General features: G+C 71.2%; 15 protein-coding genes. 11 read left to right on the forward strand and 4 right to left on the reverse strand.

Going from position 1 to position 17,142, the window contains the following annotated elements:
* The first annotated feature begins 28 nt into the window (after positions 1–28).
* From ABZ893_RS08600 to ABZ893_RS08610, 3 genes are all read left to right on the forward strand, one after another.
* Positions 29–850, forward strand: a complete 822-nt coding sequence (locus ABZ893_RS08600) for an ATP-binding cassette domain-containing protein (RefSeq protein WP_361398892.1) — start codon at positions 29–31, stop codon at positions 848–850.
* Between the two features lie 56 nt (positions 851–906).
* Complete coding sequence (locus tag ABZ893_RS08605; protein WP_361398895.1) at positions 907–1,365, forward strand: MarR family winged helix-turn-helix transcriptional regulator; 459 nt, start codon at positions 907–909, stop codon at positions 1,363–1,365.
* A 140-nt stretch (positions 1,366–1,505) separates the two neighbouring features.
* Positions 1,506–2,732: a SpoIIE family protein phosphatase gene (locus ABZ893_RS08610; protein ID WP_361398898.1), complete on the forward strand. Its 1,227-nt coding sequence runs from the start codon at positions 1,506–1,508 to the stop codon at positions 2,730–2,732.
* Between the two features lie 32 nt (positions 2,733–2,764).
* Here the strand turns inward: ABZ893_RS08610 and ABZ893_RS08615 are convergent, their stop codons facing one another.
* A complete protein-coding gene (locus ABZ893_RS08615) occupies positions 2,765–3,982 on the reverse strand; it encodes an FAD-dependent monooxygenase (RefSeq protein WP_361398900.1) in 1,218 nt (405 codons plus the stop codon).
* 155 nt (positions 3,983–4,137) lie between these two features.
* Positions 4,138–4,941 carry an AraC family transcriptional regulator gene (locus tag ABZ893_RS08620; RefSeq protein ID WP_361398903.1) on the reverse strand — a complete coding sequence of 268 codons (804 nt, stop codon included), beginning with the start codon at positions 4,939–4,941 and terminating at the stop codon, positions 4,138–4,140.
* A 58-nt stretch (positions 4,942–4,999) separates the two neighbouring features.
* Between ABZ893_RS08620 and ABZ893_RS08625 the strand changes: the two genes are divergently transcribed.
* The 4 genes from ABZ893_RS08625 (at position 5,000) to ABZ893_RS08640 (ending at position 9,498) form a co-directional block, all read left to right on the forward strand.
* The gene (locus ABZ893_RS08625; protein WP_361398906.1) at positions 5,000–5,470 is read left to right on the forward strand and encodes a DUF2000 domain-containing protein; all 471 of its coding nucleotides are present in this window, start codon (positions 5,000–5,002) and stop codon (positions 5,468–5,470) included.
* Between the two features lie 341 nt (positions 5,471–5,811).
* Entirely contained in the window at positions 5,812–7,884 is a 2,073-nt protein-coding gene (gene fusA, locus ABZ893_RS08630) for an elongation factor G (RefSeq protein WP_361398909.1), read from the forward strand.
* A gap of 106 nt (positions 7,885–7,990) precedes the next feature.
* The gene (locus ABZ893_RS08635; RefSeq protein ID WP_361399028.1) at positions 7,991–8,998 is read left to right on the forward strand and encodes a class I SAM-dependent methyltransferase; all 1,008 of its coding nucleotides are present in this window, start codon (positions 7,991–7,993) and stop codon (positions 8,996–8,998) included.
* Positions 8,995–9,498: a hypothetical protein gene (locus tag ABZ893_RS08640; RefSeq protein WP_361398912.1), complete on the forward strand. Its 504-nt coding sequence runs from the start codon at positions 8,995–8,997 to the stop codon at positions 9,496–9,498. The genes ABZ893_RS08635 and ABZ893_RS08640 overlap by 4 nt, the downstream gene beginning before the upstream one ends.
* A gap of 21 nt (positions 9,499–9,519) precedes the next feature.
* On the opposite strand, the gene ABZ893_RS08645 is transcribed toward ABZ893_RS08640, so the two are convergent.
* Complete coding sequence (locus tag ABZ893_RS08645; protein ID WP_361398915.1) at positions 9,520–10,182, reverse strand: TetR family transcriptional regulator; 663 nt, start codon at positions 10,180–10,182, stop codon at positions 9,520–9,522.
* 69 nt (positions 10,183–10,251) lie between these two features.
* On the opposite strand from ABZ893_RS08645, the gene ABZ893_RS08650 reads away from it, so the two are divergent.
* Complete coding sequence (locus tag ABZ893_RS08650; protein WP_361398917.1) at positions 10,252–11,688, forward strand: cytosine permease; 1,437 nt, start codon at positions 10,252–10,254, stop codon at positions 11,686–11,688.
* A 170-nt stretch (positions 11,689–11,858) separates the two neighbouring features.
* Here the strand turns inward: ABZ893_RS08650 and ABZ893_RS08655 are convergent, their stop codons facing one another.
* On the reverse strand, positions 11,859–13,061 hold the full coding sequence (locus ABZ893_RS08655; RefSeq protein WP_361398920.1) for a cytochrome P450: 1,203 nt from the start codon (positions 13,059–13,061) through the stop codon (positions 11,859–11,861).
* Between the two features lie 177 nt (positions 13,062–13,238).
* On the opposite strand from ABZ893_RS08655, the gene ABZ893_RS08660 reads away from it, so the two are divergent.
* The 3 genes from ABZ893_RS08660 to ABZ893_RS08670 all read left to right on the forward strand — a co-directional run bounded on the left by ABZ893_RS08660 (position 13,239) and on the right by ABZ893_RS08670 (position 16,774).
* The gene (locus ABZ893_RS08660) at positions 13,239–14,021 is read left to right on the forward strand and encodes an IclR family transcriptional regulator (RefSeq protein WP_361398923.1); all 783 of its coding nucleotides are present in this window, start codon (positions 13,239–13,241) and stop codon (positions 14,019–14,021) included.
* A 69-nt stretch (positions 14,022–14,090) separates the two neighbouring features.
* Positions 14,091–15,812, forward strand: a complete 1,722-nt coding sequence (locus ABZ893_RS08665) for a histidine ammonia-lyase (RefSeq protein WP_361398925.1) — start codon at positions 14,091–14,093, stop codon at positions 15,810–15,812.
* Positions 15,809–16,774 carry a PDR/VanB family oxidoreductase gene (locus ABZ893_RS08670; protein ID WP_361398928.1) on the forward strand — a complete coding sequence of 322 codons (966 nt, stop codon included), beginning with the start codon at positions 15,809–15,811 and terminating at the stop codon, positions 16,772–16,774. Before ABZ893_RS08665 ends, ABZ893_RS08670 begins: the two co-directional genes overlap by 4 nt.
* The last annotated feature ends 368 nt before the right edge of the window (positions 16,775–17,142 follow it).

Below are 17,142 nucleotides of genomic sequence, written 5' to 3' on the forward strand. Positions count from 1 at the left end.
CGACAGGACGGACCGGAGGCGTCAGTCAGTGAGCAACGGACGGATCGTCGCCGCCCTCGACGGGGTCGGCGTGCGCAGATTCACCACGGACCAGGTCATCCTGGACGACATCAACTGGACGGTGCGCTCCGGCGAACACTGGGCGCTGCTCGGTGCCAACGGCGCGGGCAAGACCAGCGTGCTCCGGCTCATCGGCGCCCTGGCGCACCCCACCACCGGCACCGTCGAGGTCCTCGGCCACCGGCTCGGCGCCGTCGACGTACGCGAACTGCGCACCCACATCGGCCTGGTGTCGAGCGCGCAGCGCGTGCCGGGGGACCTCACCGGGCACACCGTCGTCCTCACCGGCCACACCGGCACCGTGCAGCCGCTGTGGCGCTCGTACGACGCCGACGTGCGCGAGCGGGCGCACACGCTGCTCGCCGAACTCGACATCAAGGACCTCGCCGACCGCCCGTACGGCGTCTGCTCCGGCGGCCAGCGGGCACGCCTCCTCATCGCCCGCGCCCTGATGGCGGACCCGTCCCTCCTCCTGCTCGACGAACCCTTCAACGCCCTCGACCTGCCCTCGCGCGAGGACCTCATCGACACGATGCGCCAACTCGCCGAGTCGCGCCGGGAGTTGGCGACCATCACCGTCACCCACCACCTGGAGGAACTGTCACCGGCGATCGGCCACGCGCTGCTCCTGCGCGACGGCCGGGTCCTCGCCACGGGTCGCGTCGACGACGTCCTGACGGCCCCCGTGATGACGGCCTGCTTCGGCCGCCCCATCGAGGTCACCCGCCACGCGGGCCGCTGGCTGGCCCGCTCGGGTGTGGCGGCGGGACTGGACCTCAACCGCGGTTGAGTTCCTAGGGTCGGACGCACCAAAGGTTCTCGAACACCGGACGGAGCACATCGACCATGGAGTACTCGCACAACGACGCCGAACTCATCCAGCAGCCCATCGGCTACTGGGCCTGGGCCGCGCACGACGCCGTCGTCACCCGGACCCGGGGCGCCCTCGCGGAGAAGGGCACCACGCAGCCGCAGTGGTGGGTCCTCGCGCAGGTCGCCGGTGCCGACCACGTCATGACCCGGGACGAGGTGTCCGACATCCTCGCCGGATACCTCAAGGCGGGGAAGACCGTCCTGGCGGAGGAGATCGACACGACGATCGCCCGCGGCTGGATCGACGAGGACGCGTCGGGCCGGCTCACGCTCACCGCCACGGGCAAGGAGTCCTTCGACGAGCTGGCCGCCCTCCAGAAGGATCTGGGGGCCGAGCGGCACGCGGGTATCTCCGACGAGGAGTACCTGACCACGATGAAGGTGCTTCAGCGCTTCATCCGCAACACCGGCGGAAGCGCCTGGCACCACTGACGACGCTCTGGTACCTGCCACCGATGACGTACGGGAAAGTCCGGCCCGCCTCGCCCGGACACCTCGTGGTGTCCGGGCCCGGGTTGCACCGGGTGCCCGCTGCCGCAATCGTGGGCAGGAGCGAGGAGGCTGGACGCGAGGTGACGGACCCCGGAATCGACTTCGAGCAGGTTTTCCAGGCGCTGCCCGGGGCAGTCGCCCTGCTCAGGACCGACCTCGTGTACGCGGATGCCAACGAGGCGTTCTGCCGGATGTCCGGGCGCACCCGCGAACAGCTCATCGGCCGCTACCTCTTCGACGTCTTCCCCGACAACCCGAACGACGAGGCCGCCAACGGGATGCGCAACCTGGAGATGTCCCTGCGGCGGGTGGCGGACAGCGGGGAACCCGACACCATGGCGCTCCAGCGCTACGACGTCGAGTACCAGGACCGGCCCGGCGAGTGGGACGAGCGGTACTGGAGCCCCGTCAACGTGCCGGTGCTCGGCCCGGAGGGGAACGTGGTGCTGCTGGTGCACCGCGTCGAGGAAGTCACCCAGCTGATCCGCGCGCAGGGCGGCCGCGAGGGCGACCGGGCCAAGGTGCTGCAGGCCGAGCTTTACACCCGCGCCCGCGAACTCCAGGAGGTCAACGAGCGGCTGCGCCAGGCCCACGCCCGCGAACGCGAGGTCGCCCTGGCGCTACAGGCCGCCATGCTCCCGGTGCCGGGCCCGGTCGCGAGAAGCAGGGTGGCTGTCCGGTACCAGCCGGCCGTGGGCGCCCTCAACGTGTGCGGCGACTGGTACGACCTGGCCGAACTAACCGACGAGCGGATCGCCGTGGCCGTCGGCGACGTCGTCGGCCACGGACTGCGGGCGGCCGGTGTCATGGGCCAGCTCCGCAGCGCGCTGAGCGCCGCCGTCCGCGTGGCCGACGGCCCGGCGTCCGCCCTCGAAGCCCTCGGCCTCTACTCACGCTCGGTCGAGGGCGCCGAGTCCACGAGCGCCGTACAGGTGGTCATCGACTACGACAGCCACACCCTCACCTACAGCAGCGCCGGCCACCTCCCGCCCATGCTGCTGCACACCGACGGCAGCGTGGAACTCCTCGACAAGGCGACCGACCCGCCCCTCGGCGCCCGCCCGGAACCCGCACCGAGGCCCGAGGCGGTGATCCCGTTCGACGAGGGTGCGGCGCTCGTCCTCTACACCGACGGCCTGATCGAGCGGCGCGGCGAGGACATCGACACCGGCCTGCGGCGCCTCGCGGACTGCCTCACCCGGCACGCGTCGGCGGACGAGGAACGTCTCGCCGACACCGTGCTGGCCGAACTGCTCTCGGGCGGCGCCAATTCCGACGACACGGCGCTGGTGATCGTCCGCCTCTGAGTCCCGCCGGTTTTTTGCGGGCCGGGCGAGGGTCAGCTCTTGGCCGCGCTGCGGTGCTGGAGCGTGCGGGCGAGGCGCGGGCCCAGCCACTGCTTCAGCCTGCGCAGCGACTGCAGCTGATCGGCGGCCCGGTCGATCCGGTAGTAGAGCTGGGGCGGAATGTGGGGGAGGAGCGGTGAGTGCCGCTGGCCGAGCAGGGCGAACATGTGGGCCGGCGGGAGCTGGATGTAGCGCGGAAGGTTCTCGTACCACTGGGCGCTGTGGCGGGCCGCGCTCTGGACGGAGAGCAGCTCGCTCCTGCGCGTGCGTTCGTAACGGGCGAGCGCCGGCTGGAGTGACGTCGGGTCCGCTCCGGCGACGGCGCTCGCCAGCGTCATGGCGTCCTGCATCGCGAGGGTCGTGCCCGCGCCGATCGAGTAGTGCGTGGTGTGCGCGGCGTCGCCGAGCAGGACCAGGTTGCCGTGCGACCAGCTCTGGTTGGTGAGCGTGCGGAAGGTCTGCCAGGGGGCGGGACCGTCGAGGTCGTTGCGCCCGATGAGCGCGTGCCCGTCGAGGAGTGACGCGAAGATCTCTTCGAGGCGGCGCAGGGCATCGGCCTGTGGCAGCCGGTCGAGTTCGAGGCCCTGCCAGGTCTCCTGGGAGCACTCGACGACACAGGTGCTGTGCTCGCCGCTGTACCCGTAGGCGTAGCACCAGATCCAGCCGTGCGGGGTCTCCTTGAACGCGAAGGTGAACGAGGTGAACACCTTCGTCGTGCCGAGCCAGAGGTAGGGGTTGCGGCCCTGCGCCACGCGCGTGCCGAAGTGGTCGCGGTGGCGCTCGCGCAGGCGGCTGTTGGCGCCGTCGCCGGCCACGATCAGGTCGGCGCCGGACAGTTGCTCGCGCTCACCGATCTCGCGGCCGTACTCGATGCCGACGCCGAGGGATTCGGCCCGCCGGGCGAGGATGTCGAGGAGCCGGTGCCGGCCGATCGCGAAACCCTCGTCCCCCTCATGGGTCGTGGTGCGCTCCCCGACATGCGCGACCCCGTCACGCCAGCACAGCGAACTCTCGCGGATCGCGGACGCGGATTCCGGGTCGTGACCGCGCAGCCGCTCCAGCATGTCCGGCCAGTACGTGACGCCCCACCCGTAGGTGGAACCGGCCGCGTTCCGCTCGTGGACGGTGACGTCGTGCGAACCGTTCCGGAGCTTCAGCAGGATCGAGAAGTACAGGGCGGCGGGCCCTCCGCCGACACAGACAACCTTCACGCACACTCCCTGAGACTCGTCCTTGCCCGGCCTCGACGCCGGGGCCATCCGTGCAACGACGGTAGGACGAAGTGGTTGCGCGAACGTGCACAACACTCGCTGAAGCGGGCAAAAGAGGTCGGTGCCCGGGTGCCTACGTGCCGGCCTGTGCGCCGTCAACTCTTGGGTGTGGCGCGGGCGTAGCGGCCGGGGGTGGTGCCGAGGATCCGCTTGAAGTGCCGGGTGAGGTGGGACTGGTCGTAGAAACCGGCGGCACTCGCCACCTCGCCGGCGGGCCGGCCGCCGAGGAGCAGGCGCCGGGCCAGATCGACACGGTGGGACATCACGTACTGGTGCGGTGCGATGCCGAAGGTGCGGCTGAAGGCACGTACGAGATGGCTGGGGTGGGCGTGGACGACGCGTGAGGCCTCGTCGAGGGCGATGCCGTCGAGGAGGTGCTCGTCCAGGAGGTCCCGGAGGTGGTGGGCGACACCCTGGCCGGGCGGCTCTTCGGTGAGGCGGATTCCGGGGCGCAAGTGGGTGCGCAGGCGGTCGCCGATGAGGGCGAGACGGCTCTGGGCCTCGAACTCGTCGCCGGGGTGCGCGAGCGCGGTGTGCAGCTGGCCGATACGCGTACGCAGCACGGGGTCGGTGAGGTCGGGGCCGTCCACCGCCGGGCCGATGAACGAGTCGTCGAGCTGCGTCGAGTCGAGGTAGAGGACACGCTTGCGGAAGCCCTGCGCGGTGGCGGGCGACCCGTTGTGCGGGACGTGCGGCGGCAGCAGGCTCACGGTGTCGTGCGGGGTGCCGCGCTCGTGGCGGTCGAGGTCGTAGCGGACCGCGCCGTCGTCGACGATCAGCAGCGTCCAGGCGTCGTGGACGTGCATGGGGTACGCGTGCTCGGTGAAGTGGGCGTGGAACACCTCGACGACACCCGCGACTCGAGGGCGCCACGCGGAGATCTCCGGCCCGTCCACCATGCAAGGAACGTACAAGACGTGACGGGTGTCTACAGCGGAGTCTCGAAGCATGAGAACCATGGATGAGATCACCGCCGGCACGACGACCCTGCACACCGAGGAGACCGACCTCGCGCCCGTCCGCTTCGACACGAAGATCGCGGTCCTGCTGCGCGACGACCTGGAGCCCTGGCAGCGGCTCAACGTGACCGCGTTCCTCGTCAGCGGGCTCGGTACGGCGGCCCCCGAGGTGATCGGCGCACCCTACGAGGACGCCGACGACACCGCCTATCTGCCGATGTTCCGTCAGCCGGTGCTGGTCTTCGAAGGGGCGGGGGAGACGCTGGCCAAGGCACACGCGCGTGCCGTGTCCCGCTCGCTGCCCACCTCGGTGTTCACGGCGGAACTGTTCGGCACGGGCAACGACCGCGACAACCGGGCGGCGGTGCGGGCCGTGGCCACCGACCGGCTCGACCTCGTCGGCATGGCGGTGTACGGGCCGCGCAACGCCGTCGACAAGGTGCTCAAGGGGGCGAGGATGCACCCCTGAGGCGACCTCAGGGTGCTCCTTTAATCAGGTGCCCGGTGTGTGCCCGGCTGCCTACACTCGCCACGTATTCGCGCCGCTGCCCATGCGTGCAGTGTGCGCGCCGTGGCGAGTGAGGGGAGTCGGGCCGTGCGTCATCGCACCGCTTTCGTCGTCCCCCGGTCACGGTTCGAGGTGATCCTGGTGTCTCGGTGTGTCGGGTACCGGCTGCGCGGCCTGTACCGGTCCACCGTGACGAACTTCTGAGTTCTGTCTCCGCGCGGACCCCTTTGGTTCGGGGTTCGTCGCGTCGTTCGTCCGGTCATCGCGCTGCCCTGTGTGCAACCACTGAAAGGCCAGCAGGCGTGCGTACCGACCAGATCAACCTTCGCTCTCACGATGCGCTCACCGTCGTCCGCAACGTGGGCATCCTCGCCCACGTAGACGCCGGGAAGACCACCGTCACCGAACGCGTCCTCTACGTCACCGGTGCCACCTACAAACGGGGCGAGGTCCACGACGGCACCACCGTCACCGACTTCGACGTCCAGGAACGCGAACGGGGCATCACCATCTCCGCCGCGGCCGTGAGTTGCACGTGGGACGGGCACCGGATCAACCTCATCGACACCCCCGGCCACGTCGACTTCGCCGACGAGGTGGAACGTTCCCTGCGCGTACTGGACGGCGCGATCGCGGTCTTCGACGCCGTCGCGGGCGTCGAGCCGCAGAGCGAGTCCGTGTGGCGCCAGGCAGACCACCACGGCGTACCCCGAATCGCCTTCGTCAACAAGCTCGACCGCGCCGGTGCCGACCTCGACACGGCGGTCGCGTCCATGCGGCGGCGCCTCGACACGGTCCCGATGGTGGTCCAGCTGCCCATCGGCCGGGAGGACTCCTTCACCGGCGTCGTCGACCTCCTCCGTATGCGCGCCCTGGTGTGGAGCGAGGGCGGTGACACGTACGACGAGGTGGCCGTGCCGGAGGAGCTGGGTGAGGAGGCGCGGCGGCGCAGGCGGTTGCTTGAGGAGACGGTCGCGCAGCTGCACCCCGGTGCGCTGGAGGAGTTCTGTGACCGATCGGCGCTGTCCACGGGGACGTTGACCGAGGCGCTGCGCGATCTGACGCGCAGCGGCGAGGGCGTCGTGGTGCTGTGCGGGTCGGCGTACCGCAACCGGGGCGTAGAGCCGCTCCTGGACGCGGTCGTCGCCTATCTGCCGTCACCCGTCGACGTGCCTGCGGTCCGCGGCACCGCCGGCGACATCGCCGAGGAGCGTGCCTGCGATCCGGCCGCGCCGCTGGCCGCGCTGGTGTTCAAGGTACAGGCCACACCGCGCGGGCGGCTGACCTACCTGCGGGTGTATTCGGGAACGGTGAAGAGGGGAGAGGCGGTGTGGGACGCGGGCGCCCGGCGTACGGAACGGATCGGCCGGATCCTGCGGGTCCAGGCCGACCGGCACACCGAGGTGGAACGTGCGGTGGCGGGTGACATCGTCGCGGTGGCCGGGGTGAAAACCGCCCGCAGCGGAGCCACCCTGTGCGCACCCGACGCGCCACTCGTGCTCGAACCGCCCACGGTCGCCGAACCCGTCGTGTCCGTGAGCGTGGAAGCACGTAGCAACGCGGACAGCGTCCGTTTGGTGTCCGCGCTGGCACGACTCGTCGAGGAGGATCCCTCACTCGTCGTCAGGACCGACTGCGAGAGCGGTCAGACGGTGCTGTCGGGGATGGGCGAGCTGCATCTGGAGGTGGCTGTGGAGAAAATCCGCCGCGCGCACACCCTTGAGGTGGGTGTGGGACGGCCGCAGGTTGCCTATCGGGAGACGGTCTCCCGGGGGGTCACTGGGCTGGTGTACCGGCATGTGAAGCAGGACGGGGGTGCGGGGCAGTTCGCACATGTCGTGATCGACGTGCGGCCCTTGCCGGTTGCCACCGGCGAGGACGGGTTCGTGTTCCGTTCCGTCGTCACCGGCGGGCGGCTGCCGCGAGACTACGTGCAGGCCGTCGAGGCCGGTTGCCGGGACGCCCTGAACGAGGGTCCCCTCGGTGGCCATCCGGTCACCGGGGTGGAGGTCACACTCACCGACGGGTCCACGCACCCCAAGGACTCCTCACCCATGGCGTTCCGCACGGCAGGCCGTTTCGCGCTCAGGGCGGCCTTCCGCGCGAGCGTGATGGCCCTGCTCGAACCGGTCGTCGAGGTCACGGCCACCGTGCCCGAGGACGCGGTGGGCGGGGTACTCGGTGACCTGGCGGCCCGGCGCGGCCAGATCTCGGCGTCCACGATGCGCGCGGGCACGGCGGTCGTGACGGCGACGGTGCCACTGGCCGAACTGTTCGGCTACGCCTCGCAGTTGCGTGGACGGACGCAGGGCAGGGGTACGTTCACGAGCCAGCCGACGGGCTATGCGCCGGCGCCGGGGACGGTGGCCGGCTAGGAGTCGACGGCCCCGCCCATTTCGTACGGAAGTGGGCGGGGCTGTCGATCCGCCTTCCGGCGCACGGCACGCGGCCCCGGCCACGTACCTTCTCCCTGTGCAGCTCATGGAGATATGTGATCTGGTCGTGGACCACGCGCCGGGTACGGGCGCGCGTCGGCCGGTGCGGCGTGACGATGTAGTCGCGCGGCTGGCCGCCGCGGGGGACCGGAGCGGAGCCCGGATCGCCGCCCGGCTCGTGTGCGACGACTCGGGGCAGCTCGATCCGCTCGCCGTGGACCGCCGGCTCGTCGCCGTGCACACCGAGTTGCAGCGGCTCAGTGAGGAACTGCGGCTGGGCGAGCGCATCGCGGAGCTGCTGTGCCCGCTGCTCGCGGTGATCCGGGCGACGGGCGCTGCCGACGGTCCGCTGCGGGTCGTCGACGTCGGCTGCGGCCTCGGCTACCTCGTACGGTGGCTGGCCGCGTCCGGCACGCTCGGGCCGGACGTCGACCTCGTCGGCGTGGACTTCAACGCAGCCCTCGTCAGCGAGGCCGAACGGCTCGCCCGCGCGGAAGACCTGCCGTGCCGCTTCGTTCGGGGTGACGCGTTCGCCCTGGACGAACCCGCCACCGTGTACGTGTCCACGGGCGTCCTGCACCACTTCCGCGGGGCCGACCTCGACGCCTTCTTCTCCGCCCAGGCCACGCCCGGCACCGCCGCGTTCTGCCACTTCGACATCGCCGCCACCCGCCTCGCCCCGGTCGGGGCATGGGTCTTCCACCGGTCCCGTATGCGCGATCCGCTGGGCCGGCACGACGGCGTGATCTCCGCGCTCCGGGCCCACGACGACGGCACACTGCTGGCGGCCGCCGCACACGCCGACGGCCTGACCCCGCTCGTGTACGAACCCCGAGGCCGCAGCAACCCGTTCTGCACCACTATCCGGCCCGTCATCGGCATACGCCCGGATCTGCTGACGCCGCTGCGGGTGGCCTTGGGGCCTGCGCGCTCAAGGCGCCTGGTCGGACGGGCGGAGGGCGAGGTGGCGCCCCCGCGGTCCGAGGGCGGAGGCCCGGCGCGCCGATCGGGGGCGACGGGTGGGACGGCGTCGGAGGGTGAGGCCGCCCGGTGAACGCTTTCCTGCTCGCCGTCCTCGCCCTCGTCGACGCCGGGTTCGCCGGGTTCCGCGCGTACACCGGCCGCGACGGCCGTATCCGTAAGACGAGACACGCGCTGCTCGCGGCCCGCCGCGGACTGGCGGTCGGGTTCCCCGCACTGCTGATCCCCACGGCCGTCGCCCTGTCACTGCTCCTCGGTGCCGCCGACCCCGCCGCCCGCTACGCCGAACTCGACATCGCCGCGCACCGGATGCTCCTGTGCTACGCCCCGTACGTGGTCGTCGTCGCCCTGAGCCTGGTCTGCTACCGGTGGGGGCCGTTCCGGGCCGGCACCCTCGCCGTGGTCGTCGGCCTCGGACCGCTGACCCTGGTGCGCCCCCTGGTCGTGCTCGCCGGGGCGCTCGCGGCCGCCTGGGGTTCGCTCCCCGCGGCCATGGTCGCGACGGTGGCGGCGGTGGGGGTGCTGGTGGTCGAACCGGTGGTCCATCGGCGCTGGTACGCGGAGCCGGTGTGAGCGGGCGTGGGGCTAGCGTTCCTAACGAGCAGCCGCTGACGCCGCGACAGGCACATCGGCCCGCGTGAGCGTCCCGTACGGAAGCCCGAGTTCGCGTTCCGCCGTGGTGGCCGCCATGCGGGACACCGGCGCGGGGCGGTTGCTGGTGTCCGTGTTGGCGTGTGCGCCGAGGCCGTCGAGTACGACCAGGATCTGAATGGTCGTCACATATGCGTCCTCGGTGCGGAATTCGTCGCGGTCGACGCCGTCCTGGATCAAGCCCGTGAGCCGCTCGCGCCAGGCCGCTTCCTGCTCGGCCACGCGGTCACGCAGGACGGGCCGGTAACGGCTGAGGTGCCGCGCGTTGATCCACAGGCGGCTGATGTTGTCGTACGACTCGCCCGTCGCACGTGCGAAGAACCAGCCGAGGTGCAGCGTAGGGGTGCCCTGGGTGCGCTCGGCCGGGAGCAGGCTGTCGAGCTCGGCGCTGGAGGCGCTGCCGAAGGCCTCCGCCACGAGTTCCTCGGCCGAGGGGAAGTAGTGGTTGATGAGCCCGGGGCGGACGCCCAGCTCCTCGCCGATCCGCCGGAGGGTGACGCACTCAAGGCCCTCCGTGAGTGCGACCGCGGCGGCCGACTCGACGATTTCCGCACGTCGGGCGGCCGGAGATTTCCGAATTCGCTTGCGCTGAACGCTTGACGGCATACCCCGGAGGCTATTGAGTATGCGACCAATAAACAAGTACCTGGGAACGACCCGCCCCCGGAGGGCCCCATGGCGACGATCAACGACCAGTACCCCCGCGCGGACAGCGCACCTGAGACTCGGACTGCGCCCGACGGTCCGGGCCGCATCGAGGTGCACGGCATCGACCACATTCCCGAACGGGAACGGCACGGCCGGGCGCGGGACCTCTTTCCGGTGTGGGCGGCGGCGAACGTCAATTACCTGAGCCTCGTGGTCGGCGGCGCACTGATCCTCATGGGCCTGAACCTGTGGCAGGCCGTCGCGGTGATCGTGGTGGGCAACCTGTTCTGGGTGCCCGTCGGACTGCTTTCCATTTCCGGTCCCGCGTCGGGCACGCCGAGCGAAGTGATCATGCGGGCGATGTTCGGCATCCGCGGCAACCGCGTGAACATCGCGGTCACCGGCTGGGTGATCTGTATCTGCTACATCGCCCTGAACCTCGCCGCCGCCGCGACCGCCGCGTTCGCCCTGGTCGAGAAGGCCGGCGTCACACCGAACACGCCCGTCAAGGTCGTCGTCGTGGTCGCCATCGCCGCCGTCACCCTCGCGATCAGCGTCTACGGCCACGCCACGATCATGAAGCTGTACGTCCCGATCACCATCGCCCTCACCGTGGCCTTCGCCGTCGTGGCGGTCAGCGTGATCGGCCACACGAACTTCGGCTACGAGCCCGCCCACCCGCTCACCGGCGTCACCCTGTGGGCCGTCCTCGCCGGCGGTGTCACCCTGATCGCCTCGGGCCCGCTCTCGTACACGAACAGCGCCGACTTCTCGCGCTACCTGCCCCGGAACACATCCCCGAAGGCGATCATCGGGTGGACCACGCTCGGCGGCTTCCTGCCCAGCGTCATCGTCTGCTCGCTGGGCGCGTTCGCCGCGACGGCCGTCGACATGACGGACCCGCAGACCGCGCTGCAGAAGATCCTTCCCGGCTGGTTCACCCCGTTCTTCCTGCTGGCCCTGGTGCTCGGCACGATCTCCATCAACGCCATGACCGCGTACAGCTCCGGCCTCTCCCTCCAGGCCGTCGGCATCCGCATCCGCCGCTCGCTCAGCGTCCTCGTGGACGGCACCCTTGCCGTCGCCCTCACGCTGTACGCGCTGCTGGTGTCGAACTTCCTCGACACCGTCAGCAACGTCCTCCAGCTGACTGTCGTCCTGCTCGGCCCCAGCACCGCCGTCTACGCGGTGGACATCCTGCTCCGCCGCAACCGCTACGACGGCCTCGCCCTCACGGACGAATCCCCCGGCAGCCCCTTCTGGTTCTCGGGCGGCGTCAACTGGGCCGGTGCGGCAGCGCTCACGGCGGGCACCGCGGCGGCAGCGCTCTGCGTGAACACCGTCTACACGGGCCCCCTCGCCCAGGCCCTCGGCGGCGTGGACGCGGCACTGCCGGTCGGCATCGTCGTGGCGGGGGCTGTGTACGCGGCGATGATGCGCCGGTCGCTGTCCCGGGCCGCGTAGACGGCTGACCTGAGGGCTCGGGGCGGCGCAAAGTTCGGCGCCCCAGTCGCGGTCCACTTGAGGCTGGGGTCCACTTGAGGCCGGGGTCCACTTGAGTGGGGTCTCACCCTCAAGTCCAGGGTGAGAGTTTCGCCCGGCGTCACGACTTCGCTGAGTGGCGGCGCCGATGCTCAGCCCGCCACCACCCGCACCGGCACCGACTTCCAGCCCCGCAGGGTGTTGTGGACGAACGGGACCTGGGGGCCGACCGGCTCCAGGCGCTCGATCCGGCGGACCAGCGCGCCCAGCAGGACCTCCATCTCAAGACGCGAGACCGGCTGTCCCACGCACTGGTGGATTCCCATGCCGAACGCCAGATGCCCGCTCGCGGACCGGGTGATCCGGAACTCGTCCGCGTCCGGACCCCACTGCCGCGGGTCACGGTTGGCCGCGCCGACGAACAGCAGGACCTTCGACCCCTCCGGCACCGGGACCCCGCCCGGAGCGGCGTCGCTCGCGGTCGTCCGGTAGAAGGACTGGAACGGCGACTCGTGGCGGAACGACTCGTCGATGGCGAACCGGATGTTGCTCGGGTCCTCGCGCAGCAGCGCCCACGCCTCGGGGTTCTGGGCGAGCGCGCGCAGCACGTTGCCGATGGCGATCACCGTCGTGTCCAGACCGGCCGACAGCATCGCCCGCACCAGGAGCGTCGCCTGCTCGTCGCTCACGCGCCCCGCCTCGGCGTGCTCCCAGATGCGCGCCCCGAGCCCGTCCTCGGACAGGGACTCGCGGGCACAGTTGGCCATCACCCACTCGTGCGTGCCCTGACCTGCGGCGAAGTGCTCGCGGTGGAGATCGTTCTCGGGCCCGAACGCGCTGAAGTTCATCGCGCCGTGGGCCAGCAGGTTCTCCTTCCGGCCCTCGCGCGGGATGCCGACCGCGTCACCGAAGACCCGCAGCGGGAAGATCTCCGCCACATCGGTGATCGCGTCGACCTCGCCCTGCGCGACGACCCGGTCGGCCAGCTCCTCGGCGAACCCCTCGAAAGACTTGCGCAGAGCCCGTACCGAACGCGGGGAGATGACGTTCGACATCGCGTCGCGCATCACGGTGTGGGACGGCTGGTCGGTCTCCAGGATGCCCTGCGTGCGCCAGGCCTTTTCCTTGCGGAGATCGGTCGGGCCGACGCCGGCGCCCGAAATGAACGTCGCGTGGTCGGCCAGGATGTCGCGGCACACGTCGAAGCGCGTGAAGGCGAGCACGTTGTACCGAGACAGCCGCACCGCCGGGCCCGCCTCGCGCATCCGCTCGAACAGGGGGTGCGGGTCGATCAGGTGCTCGCGAGCGTAGGGGTCTTCGTCGAAGACGGGGATCTGCGGGGCGTACGTCGTCATGGCATGTCCTCTCGACGGGCCTGCGCCGGAGCCGGGCGCCGGGATCCTGACGGTAGAGACGGCGGCCCCCGGCGTGATACCGCTGTTCTCGCAGAGTGAGAACAGCGCTGGCCAGCCGCTGCGACGGGGACGGAACCTTTGCGTACTTCGGCGGCCGGTGCGGACAGGGAGGGAAGCATGGGAGAGAGCTCGTCGTTCGAGCGCGGACTCGCTGTGCTCCGTGACCTCGCCCTCACGGGCGAGACCACCGTCGCGGCCACCGCCGCACGCGTCGGTATGCCGGTCAGCACCACGTACCGCTACTTCCGGATCCTGCGCGAGCAGGGCTACACGGAAGAGGACGACGGTGTGTACCGCGCCGGACCCGCCCTGGCCGGACTCTGGGGCACCAGTTCCGTGCAGGCCCACCTCATCGAAACCGGCACGGCCGTGCTGCGCCGGGTCGTCGAGAGGGTGGGGGAGACGGCCGTACTGATCATCCGGGTCGGCACCCACGCGCTGTGCCTGCGGCGCGTCGAGCCGGACAAGGCCCTGAAGTACACCTTCGCGATCAACGAACTGCTGCCGCTGTACGCCGGTGCCGGCCAGCGCGTCCTGCTGGCCTGGGCGCCCCCGGCCGTCGTCCGCCAGGTGCTCGGCGGCCGTCTCGCCCGGTACACCGACGCCACGCCGACCCGCGAGCAGCTCGACACGGTCCTGCCGGCCGTACGCCGCAACGGCTGGGCCGTCTCGCGCGGCGAGCTGCACCCCGGCTCGCTGTCGGTGGCCGTACCGGTATTCCACCACGGCGAAGCGGTCTGCTCCCTCGACGTGGCGGGCCCCGCCCGGCGCTGCGACAACCGGGACTGGATCAGCTCCGCCCACGAGACGCTCCTGGCGTCGGCCGCCGAACTCGGGGACTCACTGAACATGTGGGCCCCGACGGTCCCGCCCACTGCCTTGCCCGCGCCACCCGAATGACCCCGCACCACCGATCAGCCATGACCCGCCATTCAGCTCCACCGACCGACGACCGGACGAGGTACCCCGATGACCACTGAACTCCCGTCCCCCGCGCCCGCACTGCGCGCCGGTGCCGCGGCTACCGAGGAGCCCCTCGTGCTCGACGGCAGCCGGGTCACCCTGGCCGACCTGGTCGGCGTCGCCCGGCACGGCCGCCAGGTCCGCGTCGACGAGAAAGCCCTCGAGCGGATGCGGCCGTCGGCCGAATGGCTCGGCGGTGTCATCGGCGCGATGGAGCGGGGCGAGCCGGTCGAGCCCGTCTACAGCGTCAACACCGGCTTCGGGTCGCTCGCGGGGCGCGAGGCGTTCACCGACCCGCGCGACGCCGCCGAACTGTCGCGCCGCCTGGTGATCTCGAACGCGTCCGGGGTCGGGAGGCACGTGGACGCCGAGGTCGTCCGCGCCACCATGCTCATCCGCCTCGTCAGCCTTCTCCAGGGCCACTCGGCGGTCGGCTCGGCCATCGTCGACACGCTGGTCGAGATGATCAACCGCGGCGTCCTGCCCGCCGTACCGGAATACGGCTCGCTCGGCGCGTCCGGCGACCTGATCCCCCTCGCCCACATCGCCATCGTGCTGTGCCGCCCGGCCGACGACACCGAGGACGACGAGCGCGACTCGGGCGAGGCGATCCTCGACGGGCGCGTGGTCAGCGGCATCGAGGCCATGGCCGCCGCCGGCATCCCGCGCATCCCGCTCGGCGCCAAGGACGGCCTGGCCCTGCTGAACGGCACGTCGTTCTCCTGCGCCCAGACCGCGCTTGCCCTGTACGACGCGACCAACCTGCTGGAGCACGCGCACATCACCGCGGCCATGTCGGTCGAGGCGCTCAACGGGTTCGGGGACGCGTTCATCGCCGAACTCCACGAGGCCCGCGGCCAGGCCGGTCAGATCGCGGTCGCCGCCCGTATGCGTGAGCTGCTCGCGGGCAGCGCCTTCGTGGACGGCGACCGCGACAACGACCCCGGCCGGCAGCCTCCGCAGGACGCGTACTCGCTGCGCTGCGTGCCGCAGGTCCACGGTCCCGTCGTCGACACCCTGGGCTTCGTCACCGGCATCATCGAGAACGAGATCAACGCCGCCACCGACAATCCGCTGATCTTCCCCGGCCTCCCGGCAGGACGCCGCCTCAAGGCCGTCTCCGGCGGCAACTTCCACGCCGAGTACGTCGCCTTCGCGGCCGACTTCATCTCGATCGTGATGACCGAGATCGGCAGCATCTCCGAGCGCCGCCTCTTCCGTCTCGACGACGGCACCCTCAACCGGGGTCTGCCGGACATGCTCGTCGCCAGCCAGAAGGTCGGCCTGGACTGCGGTTACATGCTTCCGCAGTACCTCGCCGCCGCCCTGGTCTCCGACTGCAAGACCCTCTCGCACCCCGACAGCGTGGACTCCATCCCCACAAGTGCGAACCAGGAGGACCACGTGAGCATGGCCAACAACGCCGGCCGCCATGCCCGTACCGTCGTCCGCAACATCGAGAACGTCATCGGCATCGAACTGCTCATGGCGGGCCAGGCGCTCGACCTGCGCCTCCAGGCGGCCGGAGCCGACCCGTCCGCGCTCAGCCCCGCCACCCGGACCGCGTGGGAGACGCTGCGCGCGGCCAGGTCCGCCGACGGCCGCGCCGTGGACGCCATCGAGCAGGACGTCGTGCTCTACCCGCGCGTGCGCCGCGCGGTCGAGCTGGTGCACGACGGCGACGTGCTGCGTGCCGTCAACGCCCGTCTGGCCGGGGGTGCGGCATGAGGGGGGACTTCATCGACGTGAGCGTCACCGAGGTGCGCTCCGAGGCCGACCGGGTCGTCTCACTGCGCCTCACCCGTGACGACCAGGCGGACCTCCCGTCCTGGGAGCCCGGCGCGCACATCGAGGTCGCGATAGAGGACGGCACGATCCGGCAGTACTCGCTGTGCTCCGACCCCGAGGACGCCCGGTCGTGGCGGATCGGCGTGCTGCGCGAGACCAACGGCAGGGGCGGTTCGGAGCGGCTGCACACCGTCGCCGAGCCGGGGCTGCGCCTCGCCGTGCGGGGCCCGCACCACACCTTCCCGTACCGGCCCGACCGCGAGCGGACCCTGTTCGTCGCGGGCGGCATCGGCATCACGCCGATCCTGCCCATGCTCGCGGCGGCCGAACGCGCGGGCGCGGACTGGAGGCTCATCTACCTCGGCGCCGCCGAGGCGACGATGGCCTTCGTACCCGAACTCCTCCCTTACGGGGACCGGGTGGACGTCCTCCCTGCGTCCCGCACCGGACGGGTCGACATCGAAGCGCAGGTCGCCCGCTTCACCGAGGGCGGGCCCGCGAACATCGTGGCCTGCGGTCCGGAGCGCCTCCTTGACGCCCTGGAGAAGTACGCCGCCGATCGGCCGGAGCTGACGCTCACCAGCGAGCGCTTCAGCCCGCAGGCGCCGGAGGCCGCCGCTCCGGTGGCCGGGGACGAGGTGGGCTTCGAGGTCGAGACCCGGGACGGCCGCGTCGTCAAGGTCGCGCCCGACGAGACGATCCTCGACGCCCTCGACCGCGCCGGGGTACGCACCCTGAGCAGTTGCCGGCAGGGCACGTGCGGAACCTGCGAGACGCCGGTTCTGGCGGGCATCCCCGACCACCGGGACGACCTGCTCACCGACGAGGAGCACGCCGAGAACGCGACGATGCTGCTGTGCGTGTCACGGAGCTGCGGCCCGAGGCTGACGCTCGACGTGTGACGCGCCTGTATCTCGACGTGTGACGCGCCCGTATTTCGTGTGACGGGTCCGTATGTGGGGGACGTAGACCGAGCGGCGCCGGGAGGGGGGCGCCGCTCGGATATGTGTACCGGTAAAGATCCCCCGACCGGAGCGTGGCCGGGAGCGCACGCGGTCGTTGGGCATCTCATGAACGACCCGCGCAAAAGCGTTCCTGCGCCCCGCCCGCGCCACGCCGCACCCCTGCTCACCGCGGCCGTCTCGCCGACGCCCATCTACGACGCACTCGTGCACCAATGGCGCGTCCAGCACCGGGAGGTCCCGCGCCCGCCCACATCACGTGCGGGCTGGGTACGGGTCGACCCGCAGGACCTGTTCCGCCGTGGGTG

This window comes from Streptomyces sp. NPDC046821 (genome assembly GCF_040645335.1).
Lineage (GTDB): Bacteria > Actinomycetota > Actinomycetes > Streptomycetales > Streptomycetaceae > Streptomyces.

Excerpts from the sequence above, each read along its gene's own strand:
- ABZ893_RS08655 (WP_361398920.1), bottom strand. The coding sequence starts at position 13,061 with ATGACGACGTACGCCCCGCAGATCCCCGTCTTCGACGAAGACCCCTAC.
- ABZ893_RS08650 (WP_361398917.1), top strand. The coding sequence starts at position 10,252 with ATGGCGACGATCAACGACCAGTACCCCCGCGCGGACAGCGCACCTGAG.
- ABZ893_RS08645 (WP_361398915.1), bottom strand. The coding sequence starts at position 10,182 with ATGCCGTCAAGCGTTCAGCGCAAGCGAATTCGGAAATCTCCGGCCGCC.
- ABZ893_RS08660 (WP_361398923.1), top strand. The coding sequence starts at position 13,239 with ATGGGAGAGAGCTCGTCGTTCGAGCGCGGACTCGCTGTGCTCCGTGAC.
- ABZ893_RS08605 (WP_361398895.1), top strand. The coding sequence starts at position 907 with ATGGAGTACTCGCACAACGACGCCGAACTCATCCAGCAGCCCATCGGC.
- ABZ893_RS08670 (WP_361398928.1), top strand. The coding sequence starts at position 15,809 with ATGAGGGGGGACTTCATCGACGTGAGCGTCACCGAGGTGCGCTCCGAG.
- ABZ893_RS08620 (WP_361398903.1), bottom strand. The coding sequence starts at position 4,941 with ATGGTGGACGGGCCGGAGATCTCCGCGTGGCGCCCTCGAGTCGCGGGT.
- ABZ893_RS08625 (WP_361398906.1), top strand. The coding sequence starts at position 5,000 with ATGGATGAGATCACCGCCGGCACGACGACCCTGCACACCGAGGAGACC.
- ABZ893_RS08635 (WP_361399028.1), top strand. The coding sequence starts at position 7,991 with ATGGAGATATGTGATCTGGTCGTGGACCACGCGCCGGGTACGGGCGCG.
- ABZ893_RS08665 (WP_361398925.1), top strand. The coding sequence starts at position 14,091 with ATGACCACTGAACTCCCGTCCCCCGCGCCCGCACTGCGCGCCGGTGCC.